We start from the raw sequence: 25,119 nt of genomic DNA on the forward strand, positions 1-25,119 counted from the left end.
CACCGCTTAGGTCGTTGTCGAAGAGTTCGTCGTCGAAGAGATGGAAGGTGGCGAGGCTGACGTCGGAAAGTTCCTCTTCACCGAGCGCGATCATCATGCCAGGAGCGAAATTCCGCCCCTGTTGAACGTCACCGGTCGGTACGGCCGAGGCTGATGCGCCTCCTGCTAGCGAAAAAGTTAATCCGGCGGCACCCAACGCCGGTACTGCGGTTCTGGCTACTCGCTTCTTTTTCGAAGCTTGCTTCACCCGCGGCATGGTCGCATCCTCCAACGTTGCAAGAAGGATCTCCGCGGGAGCGATCCTACGCTGACCAAATAAGGCAGGCAAGATTCATGCACACACGAAAACGTAATGACGCTCGTTCAGGTAGCATTCATGTTCATGAACAATGTCGCCGCATTTTCGTCGATTGCAACGACGGCCTGCGCAGAGTGCAACGAGTGCGACTTGGTGCAGTGCGCAATCGTCTCCAAGCTTGAACGGAGAAATTGGCGTGGTCAATCAACTCGGACGCTTCGCCTGGTATGAGCTCCTGACCACGGACGTCGCGGCAGCAAGCGCCTTTTATGGCAAAGTCGTCGGCTGGGGTGCGAAGGATGCGTCGACTCCGGAACTGGCCTACACGGTGCTTACTGCTGGCGAAGTTCCGCTGGGTGGGCTTATGGATCTCCCGGAAGAGGGGCGGCGATTGGGGGCAACTCCGAGATGGGTCGGCTACGTCGCTGTCGATGACATGGATGCGACGGCCACACAGATCAGGCGTCGTGGAGGCGCTGTCTTGCTGCCGCCAACGGACAGCAATATCGGCCGGGTTTCAGTGGTCGCCGATCCGCAAAAGGCGACTTTTGCGCTTGTCAGCGGACTGACGTATGGCCAACGGCAACCCGGCGGGCTGGACGAGCTGGGCCGCGTGGGCTGGCACGAGTTGCTGGCTGAAGACCGGAACAAGGTCTTTGATTTTTACGGCGAGCTTTTTGGCTGGCAGAAGGCCTACGGTGAAACCGATCCGGCAGACCTGTATCAATCGTTTTCGGCGGCCGGGCAGACGATCGGTGGCATGCTCACCAAGCTTCCGAACGTGCCGCAGCCGTGTTGGCTATATTACTTCAATGTCGACGACATCGGCGCGGCAGCCAAGCGCGTCAATGCTGGTGGAGGCCGCATCCTCCAGGGGCCAATCGAATTGCCAGACGGTTGCTGGATCGCGCGATGTGCCGATCCCCAAGGCGCCCTGTTTGCGCTGCAGGGTGTTCGAGGTCAGAGAGACACCGAGCAACCCTCCGCCTCGGAAGTCGCTTGGTCCGCCAAGTGGGGTGGCATTGCTTCACAGGGCAGGATGGTGCTGCCAAAGCCGAAGCGTTAAGAGTGCTCGCAGGTACCAACCGTGATCAGTTCGCCACGCGCGACCGCGAGAAGCGCGGAGATAATGGCCCGACGCGCACTCCAGCTTGCGGCTGAGCAATCTCCGCACTCCCAAGCGTTGCAGCCACAACTAGGCCGTCCGGCTAACAACCATGCTGTTCCCTACAGTGCATAAGGCCGCTTGTGGCACCAAAGCGGACGTCGGCCGGCCACTCTGATTTATGGGTTCATGCTTTAGCTGAACATCTTGTTGAGTTCGCCGCCGGAATAGCCGTTGGCGAATTCGGTGAACGTCCCCTGCTCCGCCATCTCCTTTGATGCCTTCATGAAGCCGGCCCATGCCATCCGCGCCAGCGAGGCGCCGACGCTGATCCGGCGCACGCCGAGATCGGAGGCCGCCTTCAGCGACGGGCCGGCCGCGCCGACCAGGAGATTGACGGGCTTTGGATGCACCGCCTTCACCACAGCCGAAATCTCTTCCGGCGTCGCGATGCCGGGCGCATAGAGGCAATCGGCGCCGGCTTCGGCATAGGCGGTGAGCCGGTCGATCACCAGCTTCAGATCCTTCTGCCCGCGCAGGAACGCCTCGCAACGGCCGGTAAGCAGGACGCCGCTGCTGTCGGCATCGATGGCCTTCCGCGCCGCCCTGATGCGATCGACGGCAAGCGCCGAATCGAACAGCGGTTTTGCGTTATCTCCGGTAAAATCCTCGATCGAAAGGCCTGATACGCCGGTCTTCACAGCGCGGGCGACATTGGCGCCGACCTTGTCCGGTTCGTGCGCAAAGCCGTCCTCGAAATCGGCATTGACGGGGATATCGACCGCCGCGCAGATCGCGGCGAGATGCGTGCAGACATCATCGACCGTGACGCGGTTGTCGGCCTTCGCCAAAGTCCAGGCAAAGCCTGCGCTGGTGGAGGCCAGCGCCTTGAAGCCGAGATGCTGCAAGGCCTTCGCGCTGCCGACATCAAAGGGATTGGGGATGATGAAGCATCCGCTCTCGTGCAATTTCCTGAACGCGGCGCGCTTGTCAGCAGATGTCAGCATGGTCGCTCTCCCCTGTGTTTGTTTGCGCCGCGTAGATAGGTGCGCAACGCCCGTTCTGCCAGACGCCTCACGCCACGACCTTGCGCAGGAACGTCCGCTCTTCGACGAGGATGAACTTGTTCTCCTCGGCGAAATTGAAATTGGCCATGCCTTCGCTGTCGGCGCGCAGCCGCGCCCGGTAGCTTTCATAGGCGGCGAGACTCTCGAACGAGATCAGCGCAAAGGCGATGTTGTTGGTGCCCTCGTACGGCATCCAGTAGCCGATCAGGTCGCCTCCGCATTTCGGGATGATGGTGAGCCAGTTTTTCGAATATTGCTCGAACAGCGCGCGCTTGAACGGATCGAGCTGGTAGCGGATGAAAACGGTGATGGTCATTGCGTATCTCCGATGATTGCTACCGTCATTGCGAGGAGCGAAGCAATGACGGAACCTGTTTCTCAGACCGGAGAATACCCGCTTGATCGACAGCAATGCTTCGGCTATCATCGAACTATGAAAGCAGGTCCTGACATCGCCATGGTCGCCTCATTGGTCGGCGATCCCGCGCGCTCCAACATGCTGACCGCGCTGATGACCGGCCGCGCGCTGACCGCGAGCGAACTGGCGAACCAGGCCGGCATCACGCCGCAGACCGCGAGTTCGCATCTGGCCAAGCTGGAAGCCGGCGGCCTGATCGAGCCTGAGAAACAGGGCCGTCATCGCTATTACCGCCTCACCGGCCCCGATGTCGCCCATGTGCTCGAAGGGCTTGCGGGCTTGGCCGAGCGCGCCGGCCACACCCGCGTTCGGACGGGACCGAAAGAGCCGGCGCTGCGCCGCGCGCGGATCTGCTACGATCATCTTGCCGGCGATCTCGGCGTGCAGATGCTCGACAGCATGCGCACGCAACGGCTGGTCCGGCAAACCAAACAGTCGATCGAACTCACCGGCGAGGGCAAGCGCTTCATGGCCGAGGCGCTGCAGATCGACACCGAGGCGCTGGCGCATCCGCGAAGGCCGGTCTGCAAGGCCTGCCTCGACTGGAGCGAACGGCGGCATCATCTCGCCGGCACACTCGGCGCCGCCGTCATGAATCGCTTCACCGAATTGAACTGGGCGGCGCGCGATCCCGCGCCGGGCAGCCGCGTCGTCAATTTCACCCGGACCGGCGAAAAGCGGTTTGCCGCGCTGTTCGGAAACGGCACGGAACGACCCTGACGTTTTCGGGCGTGAGTGCCGAATGAGGTGGGCCTGATCTCCGCAAAAAGTGAAGCCGCGCCGGCTTTACCGCGCGCGTTCATCGCATCAATAAGGTCGCATCCCAAAGATGGAGCCTGCGATGCGACGCGCGATCATGATCTGCTTTTCGATTATCGTGGGCGGCCTCTCCTCCTGCGCGCTGGCAGCTGAACCGGCGGCGCGCGAACCCTCTGTGCGCGAACCGTATGGCATCGCGCTCGAAGGTTTTGCGTATCCCTACCCCGTCCGTCTGCTGCCGCTGGTGAATGACGGTGAGCAGGTGCGGATGGCCTATATGGACGTAGCTCCTGCGCAGCCGAACGGGCGCACCGTGGTGCTGCTGCACGGCCGCAATTTTCCATCGAGCTACTGGGCGCCGGTCATCCAGACGCTAAGCAATGCCGGCTATCGCGTGGTGGTGCCGGACCAGATCGGCTTCGGCAAATCCTCCAAGCCGCAAGGCGACCTGCATTTCGACACGCTGGCGCGCAACACGATCGCACTGCTCGATCATCTGCAAATCGCAAAGGCCGACATCGTGGCGCATTCGCTCGGCGGCATGCTCGGGGTGCGGATCGCGCGCGCCTATCCCGACCGGATCGCGCATCTGGTGCTGACCGCCCCGATTGGCCTGGAGGATTATCGGCTCTACGTGCCGCCGACGCCGACCGATAAGATTCTGGAGAATGAGGACAAGCTCACCGCCGACGGCTATCGCAAGCAGTTAGAGACCAATTACGCGCTGAAGCTGCCGCCCGAACAGGTCACGCCGTTCATCGATGCGCGTTTCAACATCAAGGGCAGCGCCGAATATCCGCGCTGGCTGCGCGCCTTCGTCAGCTCGGCGCAGATGATCTACCGCGAGCCTGTGGTGCACGAGATCCCGCTGATCACGCAGCCGACGCTGTTCGTGATGGGCGCCGACGATCACAACGCGCCGGGAAGAGCCAATGCGCCGGAGGCGCTGCGCGCAAAGATGGGACAGAATGCCGAGCTGGCCAAGGCGCTCGCCGCAAAGATGGCGAACGGCCGGGCCGAGGTGATCCCCAACACCGGGCATCTGGTCTTCCTGGAAGCGCCGGCCAAATATGATGAACTGGTGCTCGGATTCCTCGCCGCGCCGTAGCATCAGGGAACATTCATGTTCCATTCAGGTCTCGTGACTAGGTTCCGAACGGTGCCGCCCTTGCGGCCAAGAAACGGGAGAAAACATGAAGTACCTCTTCGCAGCAATTTTGGCTCTGGGCACCGTTGCCAGCTTCAGCGCGGCGGAAGCCGCGGGCGGATGCGGCCCCGGCTGGCATCGCGGTCCCTATGGCGGCTGCCAGCCCAATCGCCGGGCCGTTGTGGTCCGTCCTGCAGCCCCGGTCGTCGTGGTGCGGCGTCCGGCTCCGGTCGTCGTGGTACGGCCCGGCCGCGGGTGTCCTTACGGCACCGTGTGGCGCTACGGACGCTGCCGCGCTTACTGACATTTCCAAAGCAGGACAAAAGCCCCGCTCGCGCGGGGCTTTTTTTATTCCTTGTCTAAATAGTCTCTAGCGGCGCCTTACCAGTAGTAACGACGACGACGCCAGTAGCGGCGGCGCCAGCGGCGGCGGCGATGCCAGCCCCAATGCCTGCGACGCCAACGGCGGCGGCGCCAGCCCCAGTGCCTTCGGCCCCAGCCGCGATGACGGCCACGGCCGCGGCCCCAACGCACTTCTTCGGGCGTGAGGCGATCGACCTCATCACCTGACGTGACGGCAGGTTGGGCATCAGGATTGGTGGGCAGCTTGTCGTCGAGCGGCGCCGGCATCAGCGGCGCGGCCTGCGCGCTTGCTGCAAGCGCGATGCCGCCCGCGGCAAATCCAAAGGCGAGTTTTAGAAAGTGGCGGCGTTCCATCACATCTCCTCCTCCGTCTGCTGTTTGCGAGAAAGAGAGTTTCGAGGTGCCGAGATGAATGCGCGGTGAATTGTGCGTTCAGCTTTGCTGCGAACGAAGCCGATCCAGAATTATTTTCGCGCACGGCCGTTCGCAGCGGAACATTTATCGCTGCTGCGCTATTTCTGCATCGCGCGCGTGTGTGCCGGTTGGCGCGGCATCTCAAGCCGGGACCAACTCCTCGGCAAGCACCAGCACATCCCGCGTCCGCGTCACGTCCGGCCAGTCGCGGTTGAAATCAGCCACCAGGCGCTTGAGCTCGGGCCCCTCGATCGCGCGATCGAGCGCGGCCTTGTCTGGAAATTGGTACATCGCCTGATGCACCGACGGATCGGTATCGCTCCAGTAGCGCCAAGCCTTCACGGCGCCGAACGATTTCATCGCATCCGGCAGATGCTCGTGCGAATACCAAGTGTCGAACGCTTGGCGCTTGGCCGGATCGGCCACGGTGGCGCGGACGACGAAGAAGGCTGCGGGCATTGGATTTCCTCCCGGGCATTGTTTTTGTTCGGCGCATGGGACACCGGTTGCCGGCCACACGCAACTGTCACATGCTCCGTGATATCAAGGCCGCGCGCAACGCGTTTTCCGAGGTGCCACCCATGCCTGCCCGCCATCGCTCCGCCCTTCCCGCAGCCCTCTGCCTGTTGGCGGCTACCGCTTCCGCCCTTGCCGACGAGATCATGCTGCCGCGCGAGCCGCAGATCGGGCCGCGGCCGTTTTATCTGGTCGACAAGATGAAGGACGGGCCGCTGAAGCAACAGCTCAGCCAATGCACCGGGCCGTTCCGAAAGACCGACTTTTCCATCGGCCACCGCGGCGCGGCGCTGGAATTCCCCGAGCACACAAAAGAGTCTTATGTAGCGGCTGCCCGGATGGGCGCCGGCATCATCGAATGCGATGTGACCTTTACCAAAGACCGCGAACTGGTCTGCCGGCATTCGCAATGCGACCTGCACACCACGACCAACATTTTGACGGTGCCGGAGCTTGCTGCAAAATGCTCGCAAGCCTTCAGCCCAGCCGATCCGGCAACCGGCAAGAAGGCGTCGGCAAAATGCTGCACCAGCGACATCACGCTCGCCGAATTCCGCACGTTGACCGCGAAGATGGACGGCTTCAACGCCGATGCGAAGACGCCGGAAGAATACCAGAACGGCACGCCGCGCTGGCGCACTGATCTTTACGCCAATTCCGGCACGCTGATGACGCATGACGAGAGCATCGCGCTGATCAAAAGCTTAGGGGCCAAGTTCACGCCGGAATTGAAGGCGGCCGAAGTGGCGATGCCGTTCGACGGCGACTACACGCAGGAGAAATACGCGAGCCAGATGCTGGACGCCTACAAGAAGGCCGGCATTCCCCCGGGCGACGTATTTGCGCAGAGTTTCAATCTCGCCGACGTGCTCTATTGGGTGAAGACCGAGCCGGCGTTCGGGGCGCAGGCGGTGTATCTCGAGGACCGCTACGAGAAGAAGGGTCTCGATCCCGCCAAGCCCGACACCTGGAAGCCCTCGATGGCAGAGTTGAAAACGCAAGGCGTCGCGATCCTCGGCCCGCCGATCTGGACCATGCTGACGCTGAACGACAAGCGCGAGATTGTCCCGTCCGAATACGCCAAGGCGGCGAAGGCTGCCGGCCTCGATCTGATCGGCTGGTCGCTGGAGCGCGACGGCCCGCTGCACAAGGGTGGCGGCTTCTATCACCGTTCGGTCAAGGCGGCGATCGACCGCGATGGCGATACGCTGACGGTGCTGGACGTGCTCGCCAGGCAAGTCGGCGTGCGCGGCATGTTCTCGGACTGGCCGGCGACGACGACGTTCTATGCGAGTTGCACGGGGATGAAGTGAGGGGCTGGACGACCTTCGCGAAACCTTGCCCGCAGGCACGTCAACTCAGTTTCATGGGGCTATCACCAACCACCCGGAGATCGATCCTGCCGATCAGATCCGAACGGAGCGTCTCGGCGGCGCTGATGGCGTCCGTCGTCTGCCGCAACGTGCTGACATTCGATCCGAGCGACACGATTCCGCCGAGCACCGCGGCGATCGATCCGAGGGCGGCGACCTGACTGGACCCGAACAGGCCGAGCACCATCACGAGCAGCAATGCGACGCCGCCGGCGATTACCGCCTTGGAAACCAGAATGATCTTTCGGCATCGCTCGGCGACTCCGGCAAGCTCCTCGAGCCGCTCCTCGATGAGTGAAATCTCGTCGGTCGGGTCGTCCTCTGCCGTCAGATTCAAGATCGAGCACCAATGAGTTTCGTTGGTTGGGTTAGTAACCCACCCTACCCGCCGACCGGCTTTCGCGCTAGACCGGCTCCAGGCCCAGCGCCTGCGCGCTCTCGATCCAGGTTGGCAATTCGCGCTGATACAGCGCATTGCTTTCCTTGAAACCGAGCGCCGGCTCCAGCACGAACGTGCTAAGAACTTCCTTCACTTTCGGATCGTTGTTGGCGGCCACGCAGAGTTCCGACAGCCGGTCGACGATCGGCTGCGACACAGCCTTTGGCACAGCCCAGCCCGTGAAGCCGCTGATGGTAAAGAACTTCGATGTGGCGCCCTGTTCAGGCAGCGTCTTGACGTTCGGAATCGCGGCGACCTTCTTCGAGTGCACCGCGAACACCACGCCGTGGTTGCCTTGCAGGACGGGTTGCGCGGCCGTGTAGCTGCCCATCGCGACGTCGAGCGTGCCGTCCATTATCCCCGTCCACATCGGAGCCTCGCCCCGGTAGTGGATCGGCTCGATCTTGAGACCATACTGCTTGTTGAGTTCGTTGATGGTCATGTGCGGGGCCGAGCCTGCGCTGTAGGTGCCGAAGTTCACCTGGCCCTTCTTGCGCGCGAACGCGACGAAGTCGTCCAGCGTCTTGACGCCGGACGCCAGGCTCGCGACCAGCAGCAGCCCGGCGCCCGGGATGATACTGACGAGCGTCAGGTCTCTGTCCATGTCGTAGCCGGGGTTCTTCATCATGACCCTGTTCATCACATAGGTGGTCGAAATCGAGCACAGGATCGTATGGCCGTCCGGCGCCGCGCGCGCGACTTCCGCCGCGCCGATCGACCCGGAGGCGCCCGCCTTGTTTTCGATGACGACGTTCTGCCCGACCTGCCTGGAGATGAAATCGCCGAAGGCGCGCGCCAACAGGTCGGTCTGCCCGCCCGCCGGGTAGCTGCAGACCATACGGATATTCCGCGACGGCCACGCGGCTTGCGCCGAGGCACTGCGCAACAGGAAAGGCATCGCGGCGGCTGCCGTGCCGGCGGCAATCAAGTGACGGCGGCTGATTCTCACTGGCATGTTCGCTCCCTGATTTTCGACGAGCGTACCGCATCGTCTCGCCTCCGCCATAGGCGAAAGGCGGGACAGATTGGCGCACATCAGGTTCGGGCTTTCCGCGGGTGGCCAACCGAATCATGGCATTCGCAACCGGCATTTTCCGAGACGCGAAAATACCGACGGCGACAGCCCGCCAAATCTCTCGATCGCCTATCGGATCCCCAAAGAGCCGAAGGCATGAACCGAACGTGGGCGTTGCATAGGACGGCAGAGAGTGGCGATGCCACAGGGCCAGGGGCCGGGCTGATCCGTGCTAAGCTTCTGTCAACACATTTGCTGGTTGGTTTAGCGGAGGGGATTGTGAGACGACGTGATTTCATCGCGCTCCTCGGCGGCGCGGCGGCCAGCCGACCACTCGGCGCGCATGCGGAGCGCCCGCGCGAGCGCGTCCTCTATTTCACGTACTCGGCCGGCTACCGGCATGATGTCATACCGCTTTCCAAGGCAATCCTGACCCAGCTTGGAAGCAACTCGGGTGCCTTTGAAGTCACGGCAACGGAAGATACGTCTGAATTCTCTCCCGATAACCTCGAGCGCTACGCCGCAGTGATGTTCTACACGTCAGGAGAACTTCCGATGAGCGAAGCGCAAAAGACAGCTCTTCTCAACTTCGTGCGCTCGGGCCGCGGGTTCCTCGGCGTTCATTCGGCGACGGACACATTTTACACTTGGCCGGACTATCTCGACCTCGTCGGCGGCTACTTTAATGGTCATCCCTGGCATCAGACCGTGACAATCGAGGTGGTCGATCCCAGCGATCCTCTGGTGGCTTTTCTCGGGAATTCGTTGCAAGTCGCGGACGAGATCTACCAGATATGCGACTTCGACTATCGTCGATCACGCGTGCTCCTGCGCCTCGACCCAAGCTCAGTGGACCTTGGCAAGACAGGCGTGCATCAACGATTCTATGGCTGGCCTCTCGCATGGACAAGATTGTACGGCAAGGGACGCGTATTCTATACGGCACTAGGCCACGAGGCGTCAGTTTGGCAGGACGCCCGTTACCAGCGAATCCTCACCAACGGGATCCTCTGGTCGATGCGAAGGTCGCACTAGCTGGCAGACGGCGTGGCGCTGCACCTGTTGGCAGCGCATCATACCCGCTTGTGTCGCGTTGCCACTTCAATGGGCTTGGGGCAACTCGAGCGTTCAGGATGCGGGCCGCAGCATCGGCGTCAGCACTGGAGAAGAGCCACTTTGGATTCTGCCGGTGATCTTGAAGCCATGACGTTCATAGAGCGAAATGTTACGCGGGTTCGAGCTTTCGAGGTAGGCCGCGATACCCTCCTCGTCGCATCGTCGAAGGGCGTGTTTCATTAGCAACGTGCCGAGCCCTTGCCCGAACCAGGTCGGATCGGCGGCGATAAAAGGCAGATACCAATGCGGCTCAAGCGGATGATGTTCGGCCATTCCTTTCATGACGGCCCCGATATCTTCGGCGATCTCCGGGCGCTTGGTCTGCTCCATGATTGCGCCCATTTCTGCTTCGTCTGGCTCGACGCCTGGCGGCAGCCACAGGGCAACGGCGCGAGCCCCTTCCGTGATGTAGGCTGTGCCATGCTCGAAAGCCCGGCCGCCCAAAGCATTGACGAACCGAGGCATTGTTCCAAGGTACACGGACGGATCGGGCCAAGCCCAACGTGCCATCGGGTCGGCCGCAAAGCCGAGCACGATGGTGCTGATGGCGTTTGCCCGGATGTCCGGGCCCGCGGATTTGACTTCCGGCGCCGCCGCCATCGTGTCGTTCCCTCGGTCATCATTCGATCTTACGCATCGTTAATGTAAACGGGCCGACGCCTTCTTCAAGAACCAGACTGGCTCTTAATTTTGTGGACGCGTGAAGGGCACAAAGCGCACGGGAACGACGGCGCGAGTTGTCGTCTTGTCAGGGGCGATTTTCTCGACGACCGTAAGGTGCTGAGTGCTGTAATCGGCTCCCACCGGCATGACGAGCCGGCCACCCACTTTGAGCTGCTCGATTAGCGGCGGCGGTACCTGCCCAAGCGCGGCGGTCACCACGATGGCGTCAAAAGGACCGCATTCGGGCCAGCCGACATAGCCGTCGCCCAGCCTGACGCTCACATTGTCATACGCGAGGTCTTTGAGTGTTTTCGTGGCGGTCTCAGCCAATTGTGGGACAATCTCGATGGTGCAGACCTTTCGCGTCAGGCGCGCAAGAATGGCGGCCTGATAGCCCGACCCGGTACCGATTTCGAGCACGACATGATCGGGCGCGACCTCGGCCAACTCTGTCATCAAGGCCACGATGAACGGCTGTGACATGGTCTGGCCGAGACCTATCGGTAGAGGCCTGTCCGCATATGCGATCGAACAAGATCGCTCGGGAATGAACAGATGGCGTTTCGTTTGCCCCATCGCCTCAAGGACCCGCTCCGAAAAACCCTGCTGTCCCACAACACTGGCGTGGGACCGGGCGTAGGTCTTGATGGTTTCGACCATAGCGGCGCGTTCGCCGGTGCATTGCGCGTCCTGTGCGGTGGCTTCCCGCGCAACGGCGAGCATGGACGACAAGAGCAGCAGCAAGATCTTCATGATCATGCGGTCGGCCATACAAAATCGAGGGCATCGTCCGCCATGCCGGATCGAAGTGAACGATGCTATCGCACCTCAAGTTGTCTAGATAAGTTGGGCAGAGTGGACATACGGGCGGCGGCGCCTATGAAACTACTGTTGTCGGGGCTGCAACTGCACTGGCGCCCGCGCTTGCGCTCCGGCTTGCGTCGGCTGAAGCGCCGACACCGGCTTACGCGCAGGGGTAGCAACCGGCCGTGGCGGAGTAGCTGATGTCGCCGCTGATGTCGCTGCTGGTGTCCTGGGCCGCAGGTTCTGCTCGGAGGCGCTGGAGATCGCGCGCGCTATTTGTTCCTGGCTCGCCTTGAGCTGTTCGGCGGTCCTGGCATTCTCGCGGGCCAATTCTTCCTGACTGGCCTTGAGCTGCTCGATCTCCTGTTGCACGTTTGCGAGATCACGCGCCATCGTTTCGAGCGACTGTGTCACCTCGGGCGGGATCGGGGCGGCTGCCGCGGCCTGCGGCACGGTCTGAGCCGGAGGCGGCAATTGCGAAAGTGCTGCATCCGCCGCAGCCACCTGAACGGCAGGCGGGCTCTGCTCGACGGCGAGCTTTGGTGCTTCCGACGGCAACGACGAAGCCAGTTGCGGTGCCCACCGGGAGATCATCGGCCTGACCGTCTCGCCATAGGACTGCCAGGCGAAAGCCGCGGCACAGATGCCCGCCGTCAACAGCAGGCCGATCAAGCCGCGTAGCGCCGGCCTGCCACGCGATGGCTGACGAAGCTCTTTCACGGCCCTCTTCGGATCCGAAGAATGGCGCGCGGCATCGCCCTCCATCCTGGAAATCTGTTCATTGACGCGCGCGAGCTGTTCATCCGCGCGGGCGATCTGTTCATAAGCATGTACGAGCCGTTCATCGGCGCGCGCGACCAGATCGATCTCTTGCGTGGACAGTCCCGGACTAGCATCGCCTGAATCGGTTTGCTTGGTGTTCGCCTGGGAATCCATGGGCGCCTCCTCCCAGTTTAGCCGTCAACTGAACGGGCGGTCGTCGGATTGTGGACACTCCCTACCGCCGTTTTGACCAAAGCAAGGCTGGAGGATGGAAAGTATAGGGCCGATTTTGGGCAATAGCCGCTCAGGCATCGCCTAGGACAAGACTCGCAGCGTCTGCTTCCGGCGCCTGGAAGCGAGCTACCTGGTTCCAATGAAGGTTCAGTTGGCCTTGCGGTTCAGGAAGACCGGGATGTCGAGGACCTTTTCCTCGACCGGATTGCGCACAGGCGTAGCGCGGCCGAACGGATCGAGGCGCTGCGGAGCCGTCGGCCGCGCCTGCTCCGCGATCGGCCTTGCCGGTCGCGCTTCAGGGTGGCGGGCCGTCGGGATGAGCGACGGCGGGCTCGCGTATTGCGTCGGCGGTACGCTACGGTCGGCAATGCGACGCCGATCATTGCTCAGCCTGGAGGCGAGGTCCGTGAGCGAGCCTTCTGCCGGCTGCCTCTCGCGCGCAGAACCGAGATTATCGATGCCGGTCGCCACCACGGAGACGCGGACGACACCATCGAGGCTTGCATCGAAGGTGGCGCCGACGATGATGTTGGCGTCCGGATCGGCCTCGTCGCGGATCCGGGTCGCCGCTTCGTCAACCTCGAACAGCGTCAGGTCCCGGCCGCCGGTGATGGAGACGATCAGGCCGCTGGCGCGCTTGATCGAGGGATCCTCGATCAATGGGTTGGAAATTGCAGCCACCGCCGCGTTGAGCACGCGCTTGTCGCCGGAAGCCTCGCCCCTGCCCATCATGGCCTTGCCCTTCTCGCGCATGACCGAGAGAACGTCGGCAAAATCGAGATTGATCAGACCTTCCTTGACGATGAGGTCGCTGATGCAGGCCACGCCCGAATAGAGCACCTGATCGGCCATGGCGAAGGCATCGGCGAATGTGGTCTTCTCGTTGGCTACCCGGAACAGGTTCTGGTTCGGGATGATCAGCAGGGTGTCCACCTCCTTCAGCAGTTCCGCGATGCCGGCCTCGGCATAACGCATCCGGCGCTGGCCTTCGAACTGGAACGGCTTGGTGACGACACCGATGGTGAGGATGCCGAGCTCACGCGCGGTCCTGGCGATAATGGGCGCAGCGCCAGTGCCGGTGCCGCCGCCCATGCCGGCGGTAACGAACACCATGTGCGCGCCGGCCAATTGATCGCGGACCGCATCGACGGCCTCTTCCGCCGCCGCGCGCCCTATGTCGGGCTGCGCGCCGGCACCAAGGCCTCCGGTCACCTGCGCGCCCATCTGGATGACGCGCTTGGCCTTCGAACTGGTGAGCGCCTGGGCATCGGTATTGGCGACGATGAAGTCGACGCCTTCGAGCCCGGCCTCGATCATGTTGTTGACGGCATTGCCGCCGGCACCGCCGACCCCGCACACGACGATGCGCGCCTTCAGCTCGCGGATACCGGTGATGTCACTCATTGTTGCCCCACGATTGCTCCGCCAGGCGGCGGAAAGAGAAGACAGCGATAGTTACCCACGCGCAGCCTTGCGGTCTGCATCCACCAGGGTCGCGGCGAGCTGCCCCAACCGGCGTTCCGTCTTGTCGATCGAGCTATCAGTGCGGGCACGGGTCCGCAGAACTGCGACCTCCCCCTCGAGCCGCGCCGCCGCCTCCCTGGCGGCCGTGGCCTCGGCAGTCGCCTGCAGCAGCTCGGCCATCAGGCGATCGGCGCGCTCGCGTTCATGCTCGAAATCGGCGCGGTGACCGGCTGCGCTCGCTTCAAGCTGCGCGATCTCCACGTGCAGTGCCGCAACCATTGTCGTCCACTGAGCGACGTCGTCTGCCTGGCGACGCGCCGGCGGATGGGGCGTATGCTTGATTTCGGCGAGATCGACGCTCACCAGGGCCTTGCCATCGTCCGACAGCGAACGCGGCAGCCGAAGCCGCCTGGCAAGCGAACGGGCCGCCATTGGCGAGATGTTCAGGCGGGCGCCGAGGGCGCCATAGGTCAGAATTTCGACGGACATCGGCTGTTCTCCTCGAACGAACCGGCGGTAAATCCGCTAGTGATCACAGGCAATGACGATAGGCTAGGCTGGCATGGTTAACAGATGGTTAACGAGGCGAGCGGCGGGCCGCCGATGTGAGCGTCCGCCGGCGGCGATGACGATCTGACGTCGCTCCCGGACGACGATTTGGCGCGTCGAAAGCTGGCGCGGGATCAACAGGTTGCTGTATATTCCGAGATCGCGGCTGAGGCGCGATACCCATGGACGACGAACAGCTGGCTGACCTGCACAGATTCCTTGCCGAATATCATCGCCGGCTCGCCAAGGAATCGATCCTCGACGTCGTGCAACAGTATCACTCCGATCTTGCGCAGCGGCTCGCGGATGAGGCCGCGCTGATACCCAGGCGAACGGCGATCGCCCAGCGCCTTCGCGAAGGCGAGCAGCGATTAAAAAAAGACGATGAAGAGTGAGCGGTAGCGGCGGCCGCAGGCGAAAGCCGTTAGCCTCGTAGGAAGGGTGGAGCCAACGGGTCGCGCGAACGCGCGCCCCGTTGGCTCCACCCTTCCTACATGCTCCCCTGACCGTTTCGTGAATGGCAGAGCAAGGCTATCATCGCGCGGCATCACCCACGCGATGGGGCGGATGATCCGAAGGAGGCCGTCATGAACCAGCCGCAGCCAGTCAAGGACACCAGTCAGCTTTACGAAGTCGAGCGTCGTGCCGAGCACGCCGCGCGTCCCGGCTTTCGCATTACTGAGTTGCAGCTCTCCGCAACCCAGAAGGTGCCGTGGCACACCCACACCAATGTGTCAGATACGTTTTACGTTCTGGAAGGCCACATGAGGCTGTTCCTGCAGGATCCGAAAGAGGAAGTGAATTTGAAGCCCGGCGAAGTCTATGTCGTCAGACCCACGCGACCGCATCTGGTCACTAACGGCGGCACGAAGTCGCTCACCTTCCTGGTTCTGCAAGGGGTCGGCGAATACGATTTTGTTCCGCTGGTGTCGCGTTAGGCCGAGCTTCCATGATGTTGAGGAATGCTCGGCGCGAGTTCCTATTGCTCCGAGCATGAATATAACGCGGAACCCGGTAGCGCGAGCGGCCGCGGACCCGCCGTCGCGGCAATGAGGTTGTCACACTTTCTACAAACAACCGCGTGAAAATCCAAAAGACAAGGGGATGTTGGGTCGTTCTGCAGGCGTCATCCAAACCAGAGGAGACAGCGATGGCAACTCAAGTAAAACCCATTCCTGAAGGATATCACACCCTCACGCCTTATCTCGTCGTCGACGGCGCGGAAAAGATCGTCCAGTTCATGAAGAAAGCATTCGGCGCACAATTCGTGTTCGAGCCGATGATGCGGCCCGATGGCAAGATCATGCACGCGGAGCTCAAGATCGGCGATTCCGTCGTGATGATTTCCGATGCTTCCGAGCGCGCAAAGGCCACTTCGGCCATGCTGCACCTCTACGTGCCCAATGTGGATGCGGTTTACCAGATGGCGCTGAAGGCCGGCGGCACGTCGGTGATGGAGCCTTCGGACATGTTCTACGGCGACCGCAGCGGCGGCGTGATGGACCCGGCCGGCAATCACTGGCACATCGGCACCCACGTCGAGGACGTTTCGCCTGCCGAGCTCAAGAAGCGCGCGACGGAATTCATGAAGCAGCAAAACAAGGCGGCGTAGCGAACTTGTGAGCTTCGTAGGGTGGGTTAGCGCAGCGTAACCCACCAAAGTCTCGACACGCGGTTGGTGCGGCCGGTGGGTTACGCTGCGCTAACCCACCCTACGGCACCTGTTACAACGGCAAATTGTCGTGCTTCTTCGCCGGCATCTCGACCTTCTTGTCTTTCAGCATCGCCAGCGACCGCGCGATCCGCTTTCGTGTCGAATGCGGCATGATGACGTCGTCGATGTAGCCGCGCTCGGCGGCGATGAACGGCGACAGGAAGCGGTCTTCGTATTCCTTGGTGCGGGCGGTGATTTTTTCGGCGTCGCCGATGTCGCTGCGGAAAATGATTTCCACCGCGCCCTTGGCGCCCATCACGGCGATCTGGGCGGTCGGCCAGGCGTAGTTCATGTCGGCGCCGATTTCCTTGGACGCCATCACGTCGAACGCGCCGCCATAAGCTTTTCGGGTGATGACGGTGACGAGCGGCACCGTGCACTGCGAATAGGCGAACAACAATTTCGCGCCGTGCTTGATCAGGCCGCCATATTCCTGGGCGGTGCCCGGCAGGAAGCCTGGCACGTCGACGAAGGTCACGATCGGGATGTTGAAGGCGTCGCAAAAACGAACGAAGCGCGCGGCCTTGCGTGAGGCATCGCTGTCGAGCACGCCCGCCAGCACCATCGGCTGGTTGGCGACGAAGCCGACGGTGCGGCCGGCGATGCGGCCGAAGCCGGTGACGATGTTCTTCGCGAACGCCTCCGAAATCTCAAAGAAGTCGCCCTCGTCCACCACCTTGTGGATCAGCTCCTTCATGTCGTAGGGCTTGTTCGGATTGTCGGGGATCAGCGTATCCAGCGACATGTCCATGCGGCCGATGTCGTCGAAGCTCGGCCACTCTGGCACGCCGTCGGTGTTGTTGGACGGCAGGAAGTCGATCAGCCGGCGCATCTGCAGCAGCGTCTCGACGTCATTCTCGAACGCGCCATCCGCGATCGAGGATCGCGTGGCGTGCACCGAGGCGCCGCCGAGTTCTTCCGCCGTCACCACCTCGTTGGTGACGGTTTTCACCACGTCGGGGCCGGTGACGAACATGTAGCTGGTGTTCTTCACCATGAAGATGAAGTCGGTCATGGCAGGCGAATAGACGTCGCCGCCGGCGCACGGGCCCATGATGACGGAGATCTGCGGGATCACGCCTGACGCGATGACGTTGCGGCGGAACACATAGGAATAGCCCGCCAGCGCCGCCACGCCTTCCTGGATGCGCGCGCCACCGGCGTCATAGAGGCCGATGATCGGCGCCCTCGCCTTCATCGCCATGTCCTGCAGTTTGGTGATTTTCAGCGCGTGGGTCTCGGACAGCGAGCCGCCGAACACGGTAAAATCCTTGGCGAACACAAACGTCTTGCGGCCGTTCACCGTGCCCCAGCCGGTGACGACGCCGTCGCCCGGCACTTTTGACTTCTCCATGCCGAATTCGGTCGAGCGGTGCTCGACGAACATGTCGAATTCCTCGAACGAGCCCTTGTCGAGCAGCAGCTCGATGCGTTCCCGCGCGGTCAATTTTCCGCGGGCGTGTTGCGCCTCGATGCGCTTCTCGCCGCCGCCGAGCTTGGCGCCGGCGCGCCGTTCTTCGAGGGTGTCCAGGATGTCCTTCATGCTGCTTCCGCCCGCCTTTAGTGCCGATTTCAGAGGCCTTCTAACACGGCATTTTCCGAAGCGGAAACACCCCTTCCGGCCTCTGGCACCGCCATCCGGCACGCCCTATATGCCCATCCTGATCAGGGGAATGGAATGACCGATACCGCAAGCGCCGAGACGTCAGGCGCCGTTACCGGGGGCCTGCGAACGGTGCTTCGGCTCGAGGGATTAGCGCTCTTTATCGGTATGACGCTGCTTTATTATATCTGGGACGGCGACTGGTGGATCTATGCCATCCTGTTCTTTGTCCCCGATCTCAGCTTTGCGGCTTACCTGTCGGGACCGCGTTTCGGCGCCCTGGTCTACAACACCGTGCACAGCTATCTCGCGCCTGTCGCGATCATGACCGGCGGATTCGCCACCGCCTCGCCGCTCGTGCTCTCGATCGCCATGATCTGGCTGGCCCATATCGGCTTCGACCGCGCGCTCGGCTACGGCCTGAAATATGCCAGTGGTTTTGGCTTCACCCATCTGGGCCGGATCGGGAAGCTTCCGAATTGACAGCCGATTGACCGCTTGATGTAGTCCCACCCAAAGCTGCCGTAGGACAGCGATAATCAATTGGGGGGATCGATGCTGAGCGATTGGCGCGTGGCCGTGACGGCTACGATTTTTGGCACTCTCATCACCTGCATCGAAACATCAGCGCAATCGATGCCGAAGGACGTCGCGGCACGCACCGAAATCTACGCGATCCCGTCGCTGACGATTTCCGACCAGCAATTCCTCACCGGCGACGCCAACGGCAAACAGGTCACCGTCGCCGGCCAATTCCGCATTGCGCAAGGCAGCGGCAAGCTTCCGGTCGTGGTGCTGATGCACGGGTCAAGCGGCGTCGGCGCCGGCATGGATCCGTGGGTGCGCCACTTCAATGCTATGGGGATTTCTACCTTCGTCATCGACGGCTTCAGCGGCCGTGGACTGACGACGGTCGGCCCCAATCAGGCCCTGCTCGGCCGGCTCAATTTCATCGTCGATATCTACCGCTCGCTGGAGATCCTTGCCAAACATCCGCGCGTCGATCCTGAACGCATCGTGCTGATGGGATTTTCCCGCGGCGGACAGGCCGCGCTCTACGCCAGCCTCGAACGCTTCCACAAGCTGTGGAACAAGTCCGGCGCGCAGTTCGCCGCCTACATTCCGTTCTATCCGGATTGCTCGACCACCTATGCCACCGACGCCGAGACCGTGGCGCGTCCGATCCGGATCTTCCATGGCACGCCTGACGACTATAACCCGGTCGCAACCTGCAAGGCCTATCTCGCCCGCCTGCAGGAAGCCAGGCGCGATGCGGTGCTGACGGAATATCCGGATTCCGCACATGGCTTCGATGCCGGCCTGCTCGGCCTGAACACGGTCGTCGTATCGGCCAATGCCCAGTCGGCGCGGAATTGCCGCCTCAAGGAGGGCGACGGCGGCGTGTTGATGAACGCCGACACGCAAGCGCCCTTTACCTACAAGGATGCCTGCATCGCGCTCAATCCGCATGTCGGCGGCAATCCGGCGACCGCTCAGGAGGCGCGCAAAGCGGTGAGCGAATTCCTGCAAGCGCTGCTCAAGCTGGGATAACGGCGCCGTGGAACCCGGCCGCACAAGTCGGGCGGCGGCGGAACCGTTGAACCCGTTTGCGAGTCTGGCGTTGATGGCCATACCGAATGGAGGTCATCAAGATGTCTGGATCCAATCTCACACGGACGGCGCTGCTGCTCGCATCGCTGTCGCTGGCCGGCAGCGCGGCGCTTGCCGCACCTGTCTCGCCTTTCGTCGCCATGGCCGGCACATGGTCAGGCGGCGGCGTGCTCAGCACCAGCGACGGGCAACGGGAGCAATTGCGTTGTCGCGCGTCGTATAACGTCGCCGGAGCCGGCGAGCAGCTTCGGCTCAATCTGACATGCGCGAGCGAGAGCTATAAATTCGATCTCGCAAGCGAGGTCGAATACAGTGGCGGCGCGATCAGGGGTTCATGGACCGAAGCAAGCCGCAACGCATCCGGGACACTTTCCGGACGGGCAGCCGGCGATCACGTCGAGGCTGCAGCACGAGGCGACAGCTTCTCGGCCAACCTGTCGTTGACGACGCGTGGCGGCCGCCAGACGGTGTCCATCCAACCTCAGGGCACCAACGTCACGTCCGTCTCGCTCGCGCTGAACCGGCGTTAGAACATTATCGGTTCTGATTGAATCAGAACCGAAGCTCTGGATTCTTGTTTTGACGCGTTTTCTTTACGCGAACCGGAATCCACTTCGCTCGAAAACGCTACGCTAGATCGCGACGATGTCGGCAAGGCATTGCTGCACCACCGTCATGCGGGCGGCGATGTGGCTTTGCTCCTTGCAGTCCATGTTCATCGCGAACACGGTCTGCTGGCTGCCCTTCTCGGCCCAGCCGACCATCCATCCCAGTGACGGCTTGCCCTGCTCGGCGCCCAGAAGACCGCTCTTGGCGCGGATGGTGGCGTCGCCGATCTTCGTCACGGTGAGGATATCGCGCGTCAGTTCCTGGCTGCGCTTGGACACCGGCAGCACGCCACGGCGCAGCCGGTCGAGGAAATCGATCTGCTGCACAGGATCGATGCGCAGGTTTCCGGTCAGCCAGAACTGGTCGATGCCGCCGCCGATGTCGCGGTTGCCATAGTCGAACAGGTCGAGATATTTCCGCATGCGCTCGGCCCCGATGCGCCGGGCGATTTCCTGATAGACCGGCACTGCGGAGGCCGCGATCGCCGAACGCAGCGTGTGGTCCTTGTTCCAGGGCTCGATGTTGCGCGTCACGCCGTCCCACTTGAAGACGTCCTTGTCGGGGTCCTCGACCACGCCGGTCTCCAGCGCGATCAGCGAATTCGGAATCTTGAAGGTCGAGGCCGGCAGCCTGCCCTCGCCTGAGCGCACCTTGTCGCTGGCGATGATGAGATAGTCGTCCACCTTGTAGCCGACGAAGGTGCCTGTCGTGCCGAGGTCGAAGAAGCGCTTGGCCAGATCGTCGCGAAACTCGCTGCGCTGGTAGGAGACATTGGCAAGGCCGCGCGCGGGCAAGAGAGTGGTAGCGGCAAGAAGGCCGAGCGCATGACGACGATTGATCACGAGAGTATCCGAACCTGGTTGAGGGATTTTCTGCGAAACGATGCGGATGGCATCGTGGAAAAACTATGACAAGCGGGCTGTTTGTTTGACGGGTTTCTTCGCACGAAACCGCCGGGATCAGCGGATCCGGCCCGACAGCCGCAGCACGAAGACCAGCACTTCGGCGACCGCCTTGTAGAGATCCGGCGGAATTTCGTCGCCGATTTCGACATGGGACAAGGCGCCCGCCAGCACCTCGTTCTCCTCGATCGGGATGTCATGTTCCCGGGCGAGTTCGATGATCTTCGCGCCGATGACGCCCTTGCCCTTCGCCACGACCCGCGGGGCGCCGGTCTTGTCGTAGTGCAGCGCGACCGCAAGCTTGTTTCTGGTCTCGACGCTCATAGCGCGCGGTCCAGGAAATGGCCGGCGCGCGCGGCCGGTGCAGTCTGCGGCGGCGCGCCGTCGCGGATCACGATATCGCCGGGCTGCAATTCGGCCCGGCTCAGCGCCTGACTCAGGTCGGATGCGCCGGCGCGCAATTGCTCCGCCGTCGCCGGCCGTTCCGCCCAGATCCGCACCGAGGTCTTGTCGCCGGTAAGCGATATCAGCGCGTGAACCGGACCGGCCGGCTCGACGTCGAGCGAAAATCGCGCCCGCCACACCCGCTTGGCGGCCTCGACTTCCTGCTCGCCGCCATCGCGGGAAATCTCGAACTGCGCCATCGCCGTGCCCTGCGGCGTTACAAAGGGAATCTCGAAATTCCAGCGCGGTGCCGTGGTGTCGAGCTTCGGCGCGGAAGCGTCGATGCGATCCGGCAGGGAGGCCACCTGCAGCAGGGTTTGCCGCGCAATGGCGGCATCGGTGTCATCGAGCAGATGGTGCGCGGTGGTCGAGAGCGGCGCATCAGGGGCGATCGTGGGTGCGGCAATGGGCTGTGCGGCCGGAAGCGCGCCACGGAATGGCGGCGGCGGCGTGTTGGTGTGGAAGGTCATCTCGTCAGGATGAACGGCTTTCGGCGTGGCCGCTGTTCGCGCGGGGTTGCCGAGTTCCTGCAGCGCTTCCTGCAGCAGGTTCAGGGTCGCGCCGGCCGAAGGTCCGCCATTCAGTGCGGCCGAAAGCGCGCTGCGAGCAGCGCCGGCTGGCAAGGCGACATCCTTGGCGACCAGCAACCGCGCCTGCGGCAGCAGGATTTCCTGGACGTCGAACTCCGGCGACGGAGCAAGGGTTGCCGCCGCAGCGTTGAGCGTGGTAGCCGCTGGCGCAGCGGTGGCTCCGCCCGTCGCATTTGCGCCAAGCGCCGACTGCAGCGTCTGGCGCAGCACGATCAGCGCGGCCTTGAGATCGGGAACGCCGGTCGAGGACACCGCCCCCGATGCCAGCGACGCTTCAAGGAAGATGCCGGACTTCTGGAATGCGGTCTTGATATCGCCGCCGTCGAGGCTTTGATCGAGGCTGGTCTGTTGTGCCAGCACCTGCGCAATTGCCTCTCGCAGCTTCGGCGGCAGGTTGCTGGTTGATGCCGCTGCGCCGAGATTGGCAAACAGCGGCGCCAGGCTGTCCTGCTCGGCGGCCGCGGCCTGCGCCGCCACAGAGACCGCCGCACGCTCCAGCGGGGTCAATACGTTCTTCGGGGCGACGATGGTCGGACGGTCGTTGGCTGCGGTATCGGCCAGCGCACCGGGCGAAAGGGTGACGGCGTCGGCCCCGGCATCGCCGCCCTGCCCGACTACCGCGAGGCGGATGCCGTCCTTGGTCTGCGATACCGCGAGTTGCAAGGATTGGCCCTGCTGCAACGGAATCTCCGTGGCCACGTCGATCGAGAGGCTGGCGATCGCAATCCGCACCAGATCGGCGGAGAGAATTTTCAGGACCTGCGCGTTGACCACGCTGCCCGGCTGCAGCACGAGTTCGGCCGCTATGCCGCCAGCCTCTTGGGCGGCAAGCACCGGGAGAACGGGATTGATGGATATCGCCATGTCTTGAGGTCTCGGCCAAGCCTGCAGGCTAAGCCCATCGTCCTAAACCTCTCGTTAACCGACGGGCGCGCTCAGGCCTTCAGGGCGCTCAAAATAGTCACCGCGGCCCGGAAATCGACCAGCCGGGCGGCCCGGCGGGACGCCACCTCCTCGTCCACACCCCATTTTTCGGCGTTCCAGTCCTCATCGACATGGGCGGCAGTCCAGACCTGGTCGGGGTCGCGGACGCCGTGCAGCAGGGCCAGCGCCAGCAGCGCCGAGCCCGTGAGCGTTGTCACCACATGCAAGGCGGCCACCGACCATGGGTCGGCCGGAAACACGCCGCGGGCCGCGCTGATCGCCTGCGCCGGCTGGGCGACATGCACGATCCCCTCGGACAGAATGAAATGGGCCCCGAGTTCGTTCGCGGCCCAGGACAGGACCGGGTCCCAATGCGCGGCTTCGCGCGCGACCAGCGCCTCGGGATGGCCGGCGCGATAGAACAGCAAATCCGTGCCGAGATATTTTGCGGCATCGTCGGCCACGGCATCGACGCGCTCGGTGACCTCGGCGACGCTGTTGGCAAAGCGCGTCAGCGGCATGGTCAGCGGGTTGATCGTATCGACCTGCGCATTCCATTCCGCCGCAATGGCCTCGGCGATCCCGCCCGTTGGCGCCACGACCTGGCGGCCGGAAGGCGTGCGGATCGGCTTGCCATCGAGCGTGACGGCAAACCCGTCATCCGCCTTGGCGATGCCGGCTTCCTTGTAGAACCGCTTGCGCCGGGGCGTGCGCGTGGCGCGGCGCACCGCCTCCTCCGGATCGAGCGGAGAATGTCCGGCGACTTCATCAAAGAGTTCACGCATCTCGTGTTCGGCTTCCCGCGGGCGGTGATAAATGCAGGTCTGACAATACGATAATGGTGGATGCAAATAAAGCCGATGAGGAAGTTGCGGCGACATCTTGCGATGCTGGTTCTGGCGGCAACCACGGATGCCGGGTTCCGCCGACGTCAGGGTTTTTGATAGATCACCTGGCCGGCGCGGATCGTGTAGGCGACCTTGGCGAGGTTGCGAACGTCGGCGACCGGATCGCCGTCCAGCACCGCAAGGTCGGCGTCGAACCCCTTCTCGACCCGCCCCTTCTTCGCGGCCTTGAAATACTGTGCGGGGTTGGTCGTCAGCGACGCCAGGATCTGGCGCGCGGACAGCACGCGATGCATCAGCTCGTATTCGAGGGTAGTGTCATAGATCGTGGTGAAGCCGACATCGGTGCCGAACAGAACCGGACCGCCATTGTCGGAGAACACCTTGACCTGATTGACGGTCGTAGCAACGAGACGCGCAGCGATATCCGGCGCGACCGGGAGCTTTGCGAACAGCGACAGCGTCGGAACCAGGGCAATGCCCTGCTGCTTGAACCGCGCGAGCTGCTCGGGCGAATAGACCGATTCGCCGGGTACCGTGTGAGCCATGATGTCGACGCCGGCCGCGATCACGGCCTCCACGCCCGCCATGTTTTGCGGATGGGCGAACACCGGCTTGCCCGCGGCATGTGCCACGTCGACAGCAGCCTTGGCGATGGCCGGATCCATGTTCACGACCGGCTTGCCGGAACCCTTGAAGGAGCCGGTGAACAGCTTCACGCCGTCGAGGCCGAAGCCTATGTAGGTGCGCACCAATTGCGCCGCCTCGTCCGGCGCGGAAGCCTCGGGCAACTTGATTTCAGGCGGGAGATAGGCGGGATGGCCGTCCTTTGGGAAGATGCTGCCCACGGAATGAATATCCGGGCCCGCTACTTCGCCGGCGTTGACCCGGCGGCGCAATGCCAGGGTATCTCTCCCGTCCGAACCAATATCCCAGACCGTCGTAAAACCCCAGCGCGTCAGCATCTCCCGCATATGCTCTTGCAGCGGCGCGGCGGGAGCAGAGCCGGTGTTCTTCCAGACCGCTTGCGTGAAATGGACGTGGCTGTTCCAGAAGCCGGCCACCACCGTCTTTCCGGCGCAATCAATGACCCGCGCATCGGAGGGAATTTGCACGTCGCTGCGGCTGCCGATCGCGGCGATGACGCCGGCGGCCGTGACGACGACGGCATCGTCGAGCGGCGCGGCGTCAGGCGACGCGTAGACCTTGCCGCCCACGAGAGCGAGGGTCTGCGCGTTGGCCGCAGCGCCGATGCCGGCAGTCGCCGCAAGAATGAAATGGAAAAGCGCGGTGCGAAGCAGATTTCCAATCATGCGGAGCCCTCAACTGGATAACACGGCCGAACCATACGCGATGCGTGCGCTTCCGGTT

29 protein-coding genes are annotated in these 25,119 nt (G+C 62.9%); 12 read left to right on the plus strand and 17 right to left on the minus strand.

Translation table 11 applies throughout. From position 1 onward, the window contains the following. Positions 1-494 precede the first annotated feature (494 nt). The gene (locus V1279_RS19480; RefSeq protein ID WP_334438993.1) at positions 495-1,364 is read left to right on the plus strand and encodes a VOC family protein; all 870 of its coding nucleotides are present in this window, start codon (positions 495-497) and stop codon (positions 1,362-1,364) included. Between the two features lie 233 nt (positions 1,365-1,597). Here V1279_RS19480 and V1279_RS19485 read toward each other — a convergent pair whose 3' ends face one another. After that, the gene (locus V1279_RS19485; protein ID WP_334438994.1) at positions 1,598-2,410 is read right to left on the minus strand and encodes an isocitrate lyase/PEP mutase family protein; all 813 of its coding nucleotides are present in this window, start codon (positions 2,408-2,410) and stop codon (positions 1,598-1,600) included. A 67-nt stretch (positions 2,411-2,477) separates the two neighbouring features. Continuing rightward, entirely contained in the window at positions 2,478-2,786 is a 309-nt protein-coding gene (locus tag V1279_RS19490) for an NIPSNAP family protein (protein ID WP_334438995.1), read from the minus strand. 117 nt (positions 2,787-2,903) lie between these two features. On the opposite strand from V1279_RS19490, the gene V1279_RS19495 reads away from it, so the two are divergent. The 3 genes from V1279_RS19495 to V1279_RS19505 all read left to right on the plus strand — a co-directional run bounded on the left by V1279_RS19495 (position 2,904) and on the right by V1279_RS19505 (position 5,098). After that, positions 2,904-3,608 (plus strand): ArsR/SmtB family transcription factor, encoded by a 705-nt coding sequence (locus V1279_RS19495; RefSeq protein WP_334438997.1) that lies wholly within the window; start codon positions 2,904-2,906, stop codon positions 3,606-3,608. A gap of 136 nt (positions 3,609-3,744) precedes the next feature. Beyond that, complete coding sequence (locus V1279_RS19500) at positions 3,745-4,755, plus strand: alpha/beta fold hydrolase (RefSeq protein WP_334446479.1); 1,011 nt, start codon at positions 3,745-3,747, stop codon at positions 4,753-4,755. A gap of 85 nt (positions 4,756-4,840) precedes the next feature. Then, positions 4,841-5,098 carry a GCG_CRPN prefix-to-repeats domain-containing protein gene (locus tag V1279_RS19505; protein WP_334438998.1) on the plus strand — a complete coding sequence of 86 codons (258 nt, stop codon included), beginning with the start codon at positions 4,841-4,843 and terminating at the stop codon, positions 5,096-5,098. A gap of 77 nt (positions 5,099-5,175) precedes the next feature. Here the strand turns inward: V1279_RS19505 and V1279_RS19510 are convergent, their stop codons facing one another. Together V1279_RS19510 and V1279_RS19515 are read right to left on the minus strand one after the other, a co-directional pair. Next, positions 5,176-5,511 (minus strand): twin-arginine translocation signal domain-containing protein, encoded by a 336-nt coding sequence (locus tag V1279_RS19510; RefSeq protein ID WP_334438999.1) that lies wholly within the window; start codon positions 5,509-5,511, stop codon positions 5,176-5,178. A 201-nt stretch (positions 5,512-5,712) separates the two neighbouring features. Beyond that, positions 5,713-6,030, minus strand: coding sequence for a hypothetical protein (locus tag V1279_RS19515; protein ID WP_334439000.1), 318 nt, complete (start codon positions 6,028-6,030; stop codon positions 5,713-5,715). Positions 6,031-6,152: 122 nt separating this feature from the next. Between V1279_RS19515 and V1279_RS19520 the strand changes: the two genes are divergently transcribed. Further along, positions 6,153-7,400: a glycerophosphodiester phosphodiesterase family protein gene (locus tag V1279_RS19520; RefSeq protein WP_442894900.1), complete on the plus strand. Its 1,248-nt coding sequence runs from the start codon at positions 6,153-6,155 to the stop codon at positions 7,398-7,400. A gap of 40 nt (positions 7,401-7,440) precedes the next feature. Here the strand turns inward: V1279_RS19520 and V1279_RS19525 are convergent, their stop codons facing one another. Both V1279_RS19525 and V1279_RS19530 read right to left on the minus strand, forming a co-directional pair. Beyond that, complete coding sequence (locus V1279_RS19525; RefSeq protein WP_334446482.1) at positions 7,441-7,791, minus strand: hypothetical protein; 351 nt, start codon at positions 7,789-7,791, stop codon at positions 7,441-7,443. 73 nt (positions 7,792-7,864) lie between these two features. Beyond that, positions 7,865-8,854, minus strand: coding sequence for a Bug family tripartite tricarboxylate transporter substrate binding protein (locus V1279_RS19530; RefSeq protein WP_334439001.1), 990 nt, complete (start codon positions 8,852-8,854; stop codon positions 7,865-7,867). Positions 8,855-9,193: 339 nt separating this feature from the next. On the opposite strand from V1279_RS19530, the gene V1279_RS19535 reads away from it, so the two are divergent. Further along, positions 9,194-9,949 carry a ThuA domain-containing protein gene (locus V1279_RS19535; RefSeq protein WP_334439003.1) on the plus strand — a complete coding sequence of 252 codons (756 nt, stop codon included), beginning with the start codon at positions 9,194-9,196 and terminating at the stop codon, positions 9,947-9,949. A gap of 93 nt (positions 9,950-10,042) precedes the next feature. Here V1279_RS19535 and V1279_RS19540 read toward each other — a convergent pair whose 3' ends face one another. From V1279_RS19540 to V1279_RS19560, 5 genes are all read right to left on the minus strand, one after another. Further along, on the minus strand, positions 10,043-10,630 hold the full coding sequence (locus tag V1279_RS19540) for a GNAT family N-acetyltransferase (RefSeq protein ID WP_334439005.1): 588 nt from the start codon (positions 10,628-10,630) through the stop codon (positions 10,043-10,045). An 84-nt stretch (positions 10,631-10,714) separates the two neighbouring features. Then, the gene (locus V1279_RS19545) at positions 10,715-11,464 is read right to left on the minus strand and encodes a protein-L-isoaspartate(D-aspartate) O-methyltransferase (protein WP_334439006.1); all 750 of its coding nucleotides are present in this window, start codon (positions 11,462-11,464) and stop codon (positions 10,715-10,717) included. 114 nt (positions 11,465-11,578) lie between these two features. Next, positions 11,579-12,433 carry a hypothetical protein gene (locus V1279_RS19550; protein ID WP_334439008.1) on the minus strand — a complete coding sequence of 285 codons (855 nt, stop codon included), beginning with the start codon at positions 12,431-12,433 and terminating at the stop codon, positions 11,579-11,581. 207 nt (positions 12,434-12,640) lie between these two features. Further along, positions 12,641-13,897, minus strand: a complete 1,257-nt coding sequence (gene ftsZ, locus V1279_RS19555; RefSeq protein ID WP_334439009.1) for a cell division protein FtsZ — start codon at positions 13,895-13,897, stop codon at positions 12,641-12,643. 51 nt (positions 13,898-13,948) lie between these two features. Then, the gene (locus tag V1279_RS19560; RefSeq protein WP_334439010.1) at positions 13,949-14,446 is read right to left on the minus strand and encodes a hypothetical protein; all 498 of its coding nucleotides are present in this window, start codon (positions 14,444-14,446) and stop codon (positions 13,949-13,951) included. Between the two features lie 242 nt (positions 14,447-14,688). On the opposite strand from V1279_RS19560, the gene V1279_RS19565 reads away from it, so the two are divergent. The 3 genes from V1279_RS19565 (at position 14,689) to V1279_RS19575 (ending at position 16,118) form a co-directional block, all read left to right on the plus strand. Further along, positions 14,689-14,901 (plus strand): hypothetical protein, encoded by a 213-nt coding sequence (locus tag V1279_RS19565; RefSeq protein ID WP_334439012.1) that lies wholly within the window; start codon positions 14,689-14,691, stop codon positions 14,899-14,901. A gap of 192 nt (positions 14,902-15,093) precedes the next feature. Beyond that, positions 15,094-15,444, plus strand: a complete 351-nt coding sequence (locus V1279_RS19570; RefSeq protein WP_334439014.1) for a cupin domain-containing protein — start codon at positions 15,094-15,096, stop codon at positions 15,442-15,444. 212 nt (positions 15,445-15,656) lie between these two features. After that, complete coding sequence (locus V1279_RS19575; RefSeq protein ID WP_334439016.1) at positions 15,657-16,118, plus strand: VOC family protein; 462 nt, start codon at positions 15,657-15,659, stop codon at positions 16,116-16,118. Positions 16,119-16,230: 112 nt separating this feature from the next. Here the strand turns inward: V1279_RS19575 and V1279_RS19580 are convergent, their stop codons facing one another. After that, positions 16,231-17,763, minus strand: coding sequence for an acyl-CoA carboxylase subunit beta (locus V1279_RS19580; protein WP_334439018.1), 1,533 nt, complete (start codon positions 17,761-17,763; stop codon positions 16,231-16,233). Positions 17,764-17,898: 135 nt separating this feature from the next. Between V1279_RS19580 and V1279_RS19585 the strand changes: the two genes are divergently transcribed. The 3 genes from V1279_RS19585 to V1279_RS19595 all read left to right on the plus strand — a co-directional run bounded on the left by V1279_RS19585 (position 17,899) and on the right by V1279_RS19595 (position 19,964). Beyond that, positions 17,899-18,306, plus strand: a complete 408-nt coding sequence (locus tag V1279_RS19585) for a DUF4260 domain-containing protein (protein WP_334439020.1) — start codon at positions 17,899-17,901, stop codon at positions 18,304-18,306. 72 nt (positions 18,307-18,378) lie between these two features. Further along, complete coding sequence (locus V1279_RS19590; RefSeq protein ID WP_334439022.1) at positions 18,379-19,374, plus strand: dienelactone hydrolase family protein; 996 nt, start codon at positions 18,379-18,381, stop codon at positions 19,372-19,374. Positions 19,375-19,460: 86 nt separating this feature from the next. Beyond that, entirely contained in the window at positions 19,461-19,964 is a 504-nt protein-coding gene (locus V1279_RS19595) for a hypothetical protein (RefSeq protein ID WP_334439024.1), read from the plus strand. 102 nt (positions 19,965-20,066) lie between these two features. Here the strand turns inward: V1279_RS19595 and blaOXA are convergent, their stop codons facing one another. The 5 genes from blaOXA to V1279_RS19620 all read right to left on the minus strand — a co-directional run bounded on the left by blaOXA (position 20,067) and on the right by V1279_RS19620 (position 25,061). After that, on the minus strand, positions 20,067-20,885 hold the full coding sequence (blaOXA, locus tag V1279_RS19600) for a class D beta-lactamase (RefSeq protein ID WP_334439025.1): 819 nt from the start codon (positions 20,883-20,885) through the stop codon (positions 20,067-20,069). 117 nt (positions 20,886-21,002) lie between these two features. Next, positions 21,003-21,269 carry an EscU/YscU/HrcU family type III secretion system export apparatus switch protein gene (locus V1279_RS19605; RefSeq protein ID WP_334439026.1) on the minus strand — a complete coding sequence of 89 codons (267 nt, stop codon included), beginning with the start codon at positions 21,267-21,269 and terminating at the stop codon, positions 21,003-21,005. Further along, positions 21,266-22,843, minus strand: coding sequence for a flagellar hook-length control protein FliK (locus V1279_RS19610; protein ID WP_334439027.1), 1,578 nt, complete (start codon positions 22,841-22,843; stop codon positions 21,266-21,268). Before V1279_RS19610 ends, V1279_RS19605 begins: the two co-directional genes overlap by 4 nt. A 71-nt stretch (positions 22,844-22,914) precedes the next feature. Beyond that, complete coding sequence (locus V1279_RS19615) at positions 22,915-23,688, minus strand: ATP12 family chaperone protein (protein ID WP_334439029.1); 774 nt, start codon at positions 23,686-23,688, stop codon at positions 22,915-22,917. Positions 23,689-23,834: 146 nt separating this feature from the next. Beyond that, a complete protein-coding gene (locus V1279_RS19620; RefSeq protein WP_334439031.1) occupies positions 23,835-25,061 on the minus strand; it encodes an amidohydrolase family protein in 1,227 nt (408 codons plus the stop codon). Positions 25,062-25,119 lie beyond the last annotated feature (58 nt).

It is taken from the genome of Bradyrhizobium sp. AZCC 1610 (assembly GCF_036924515.1).
Classification (GTDB): domain Bacteria; phylum Pseudomonadota; class Alphaproteobacteria; order Rhizobiales; family Xanthobacteraceae; genus Bradyrhizobium.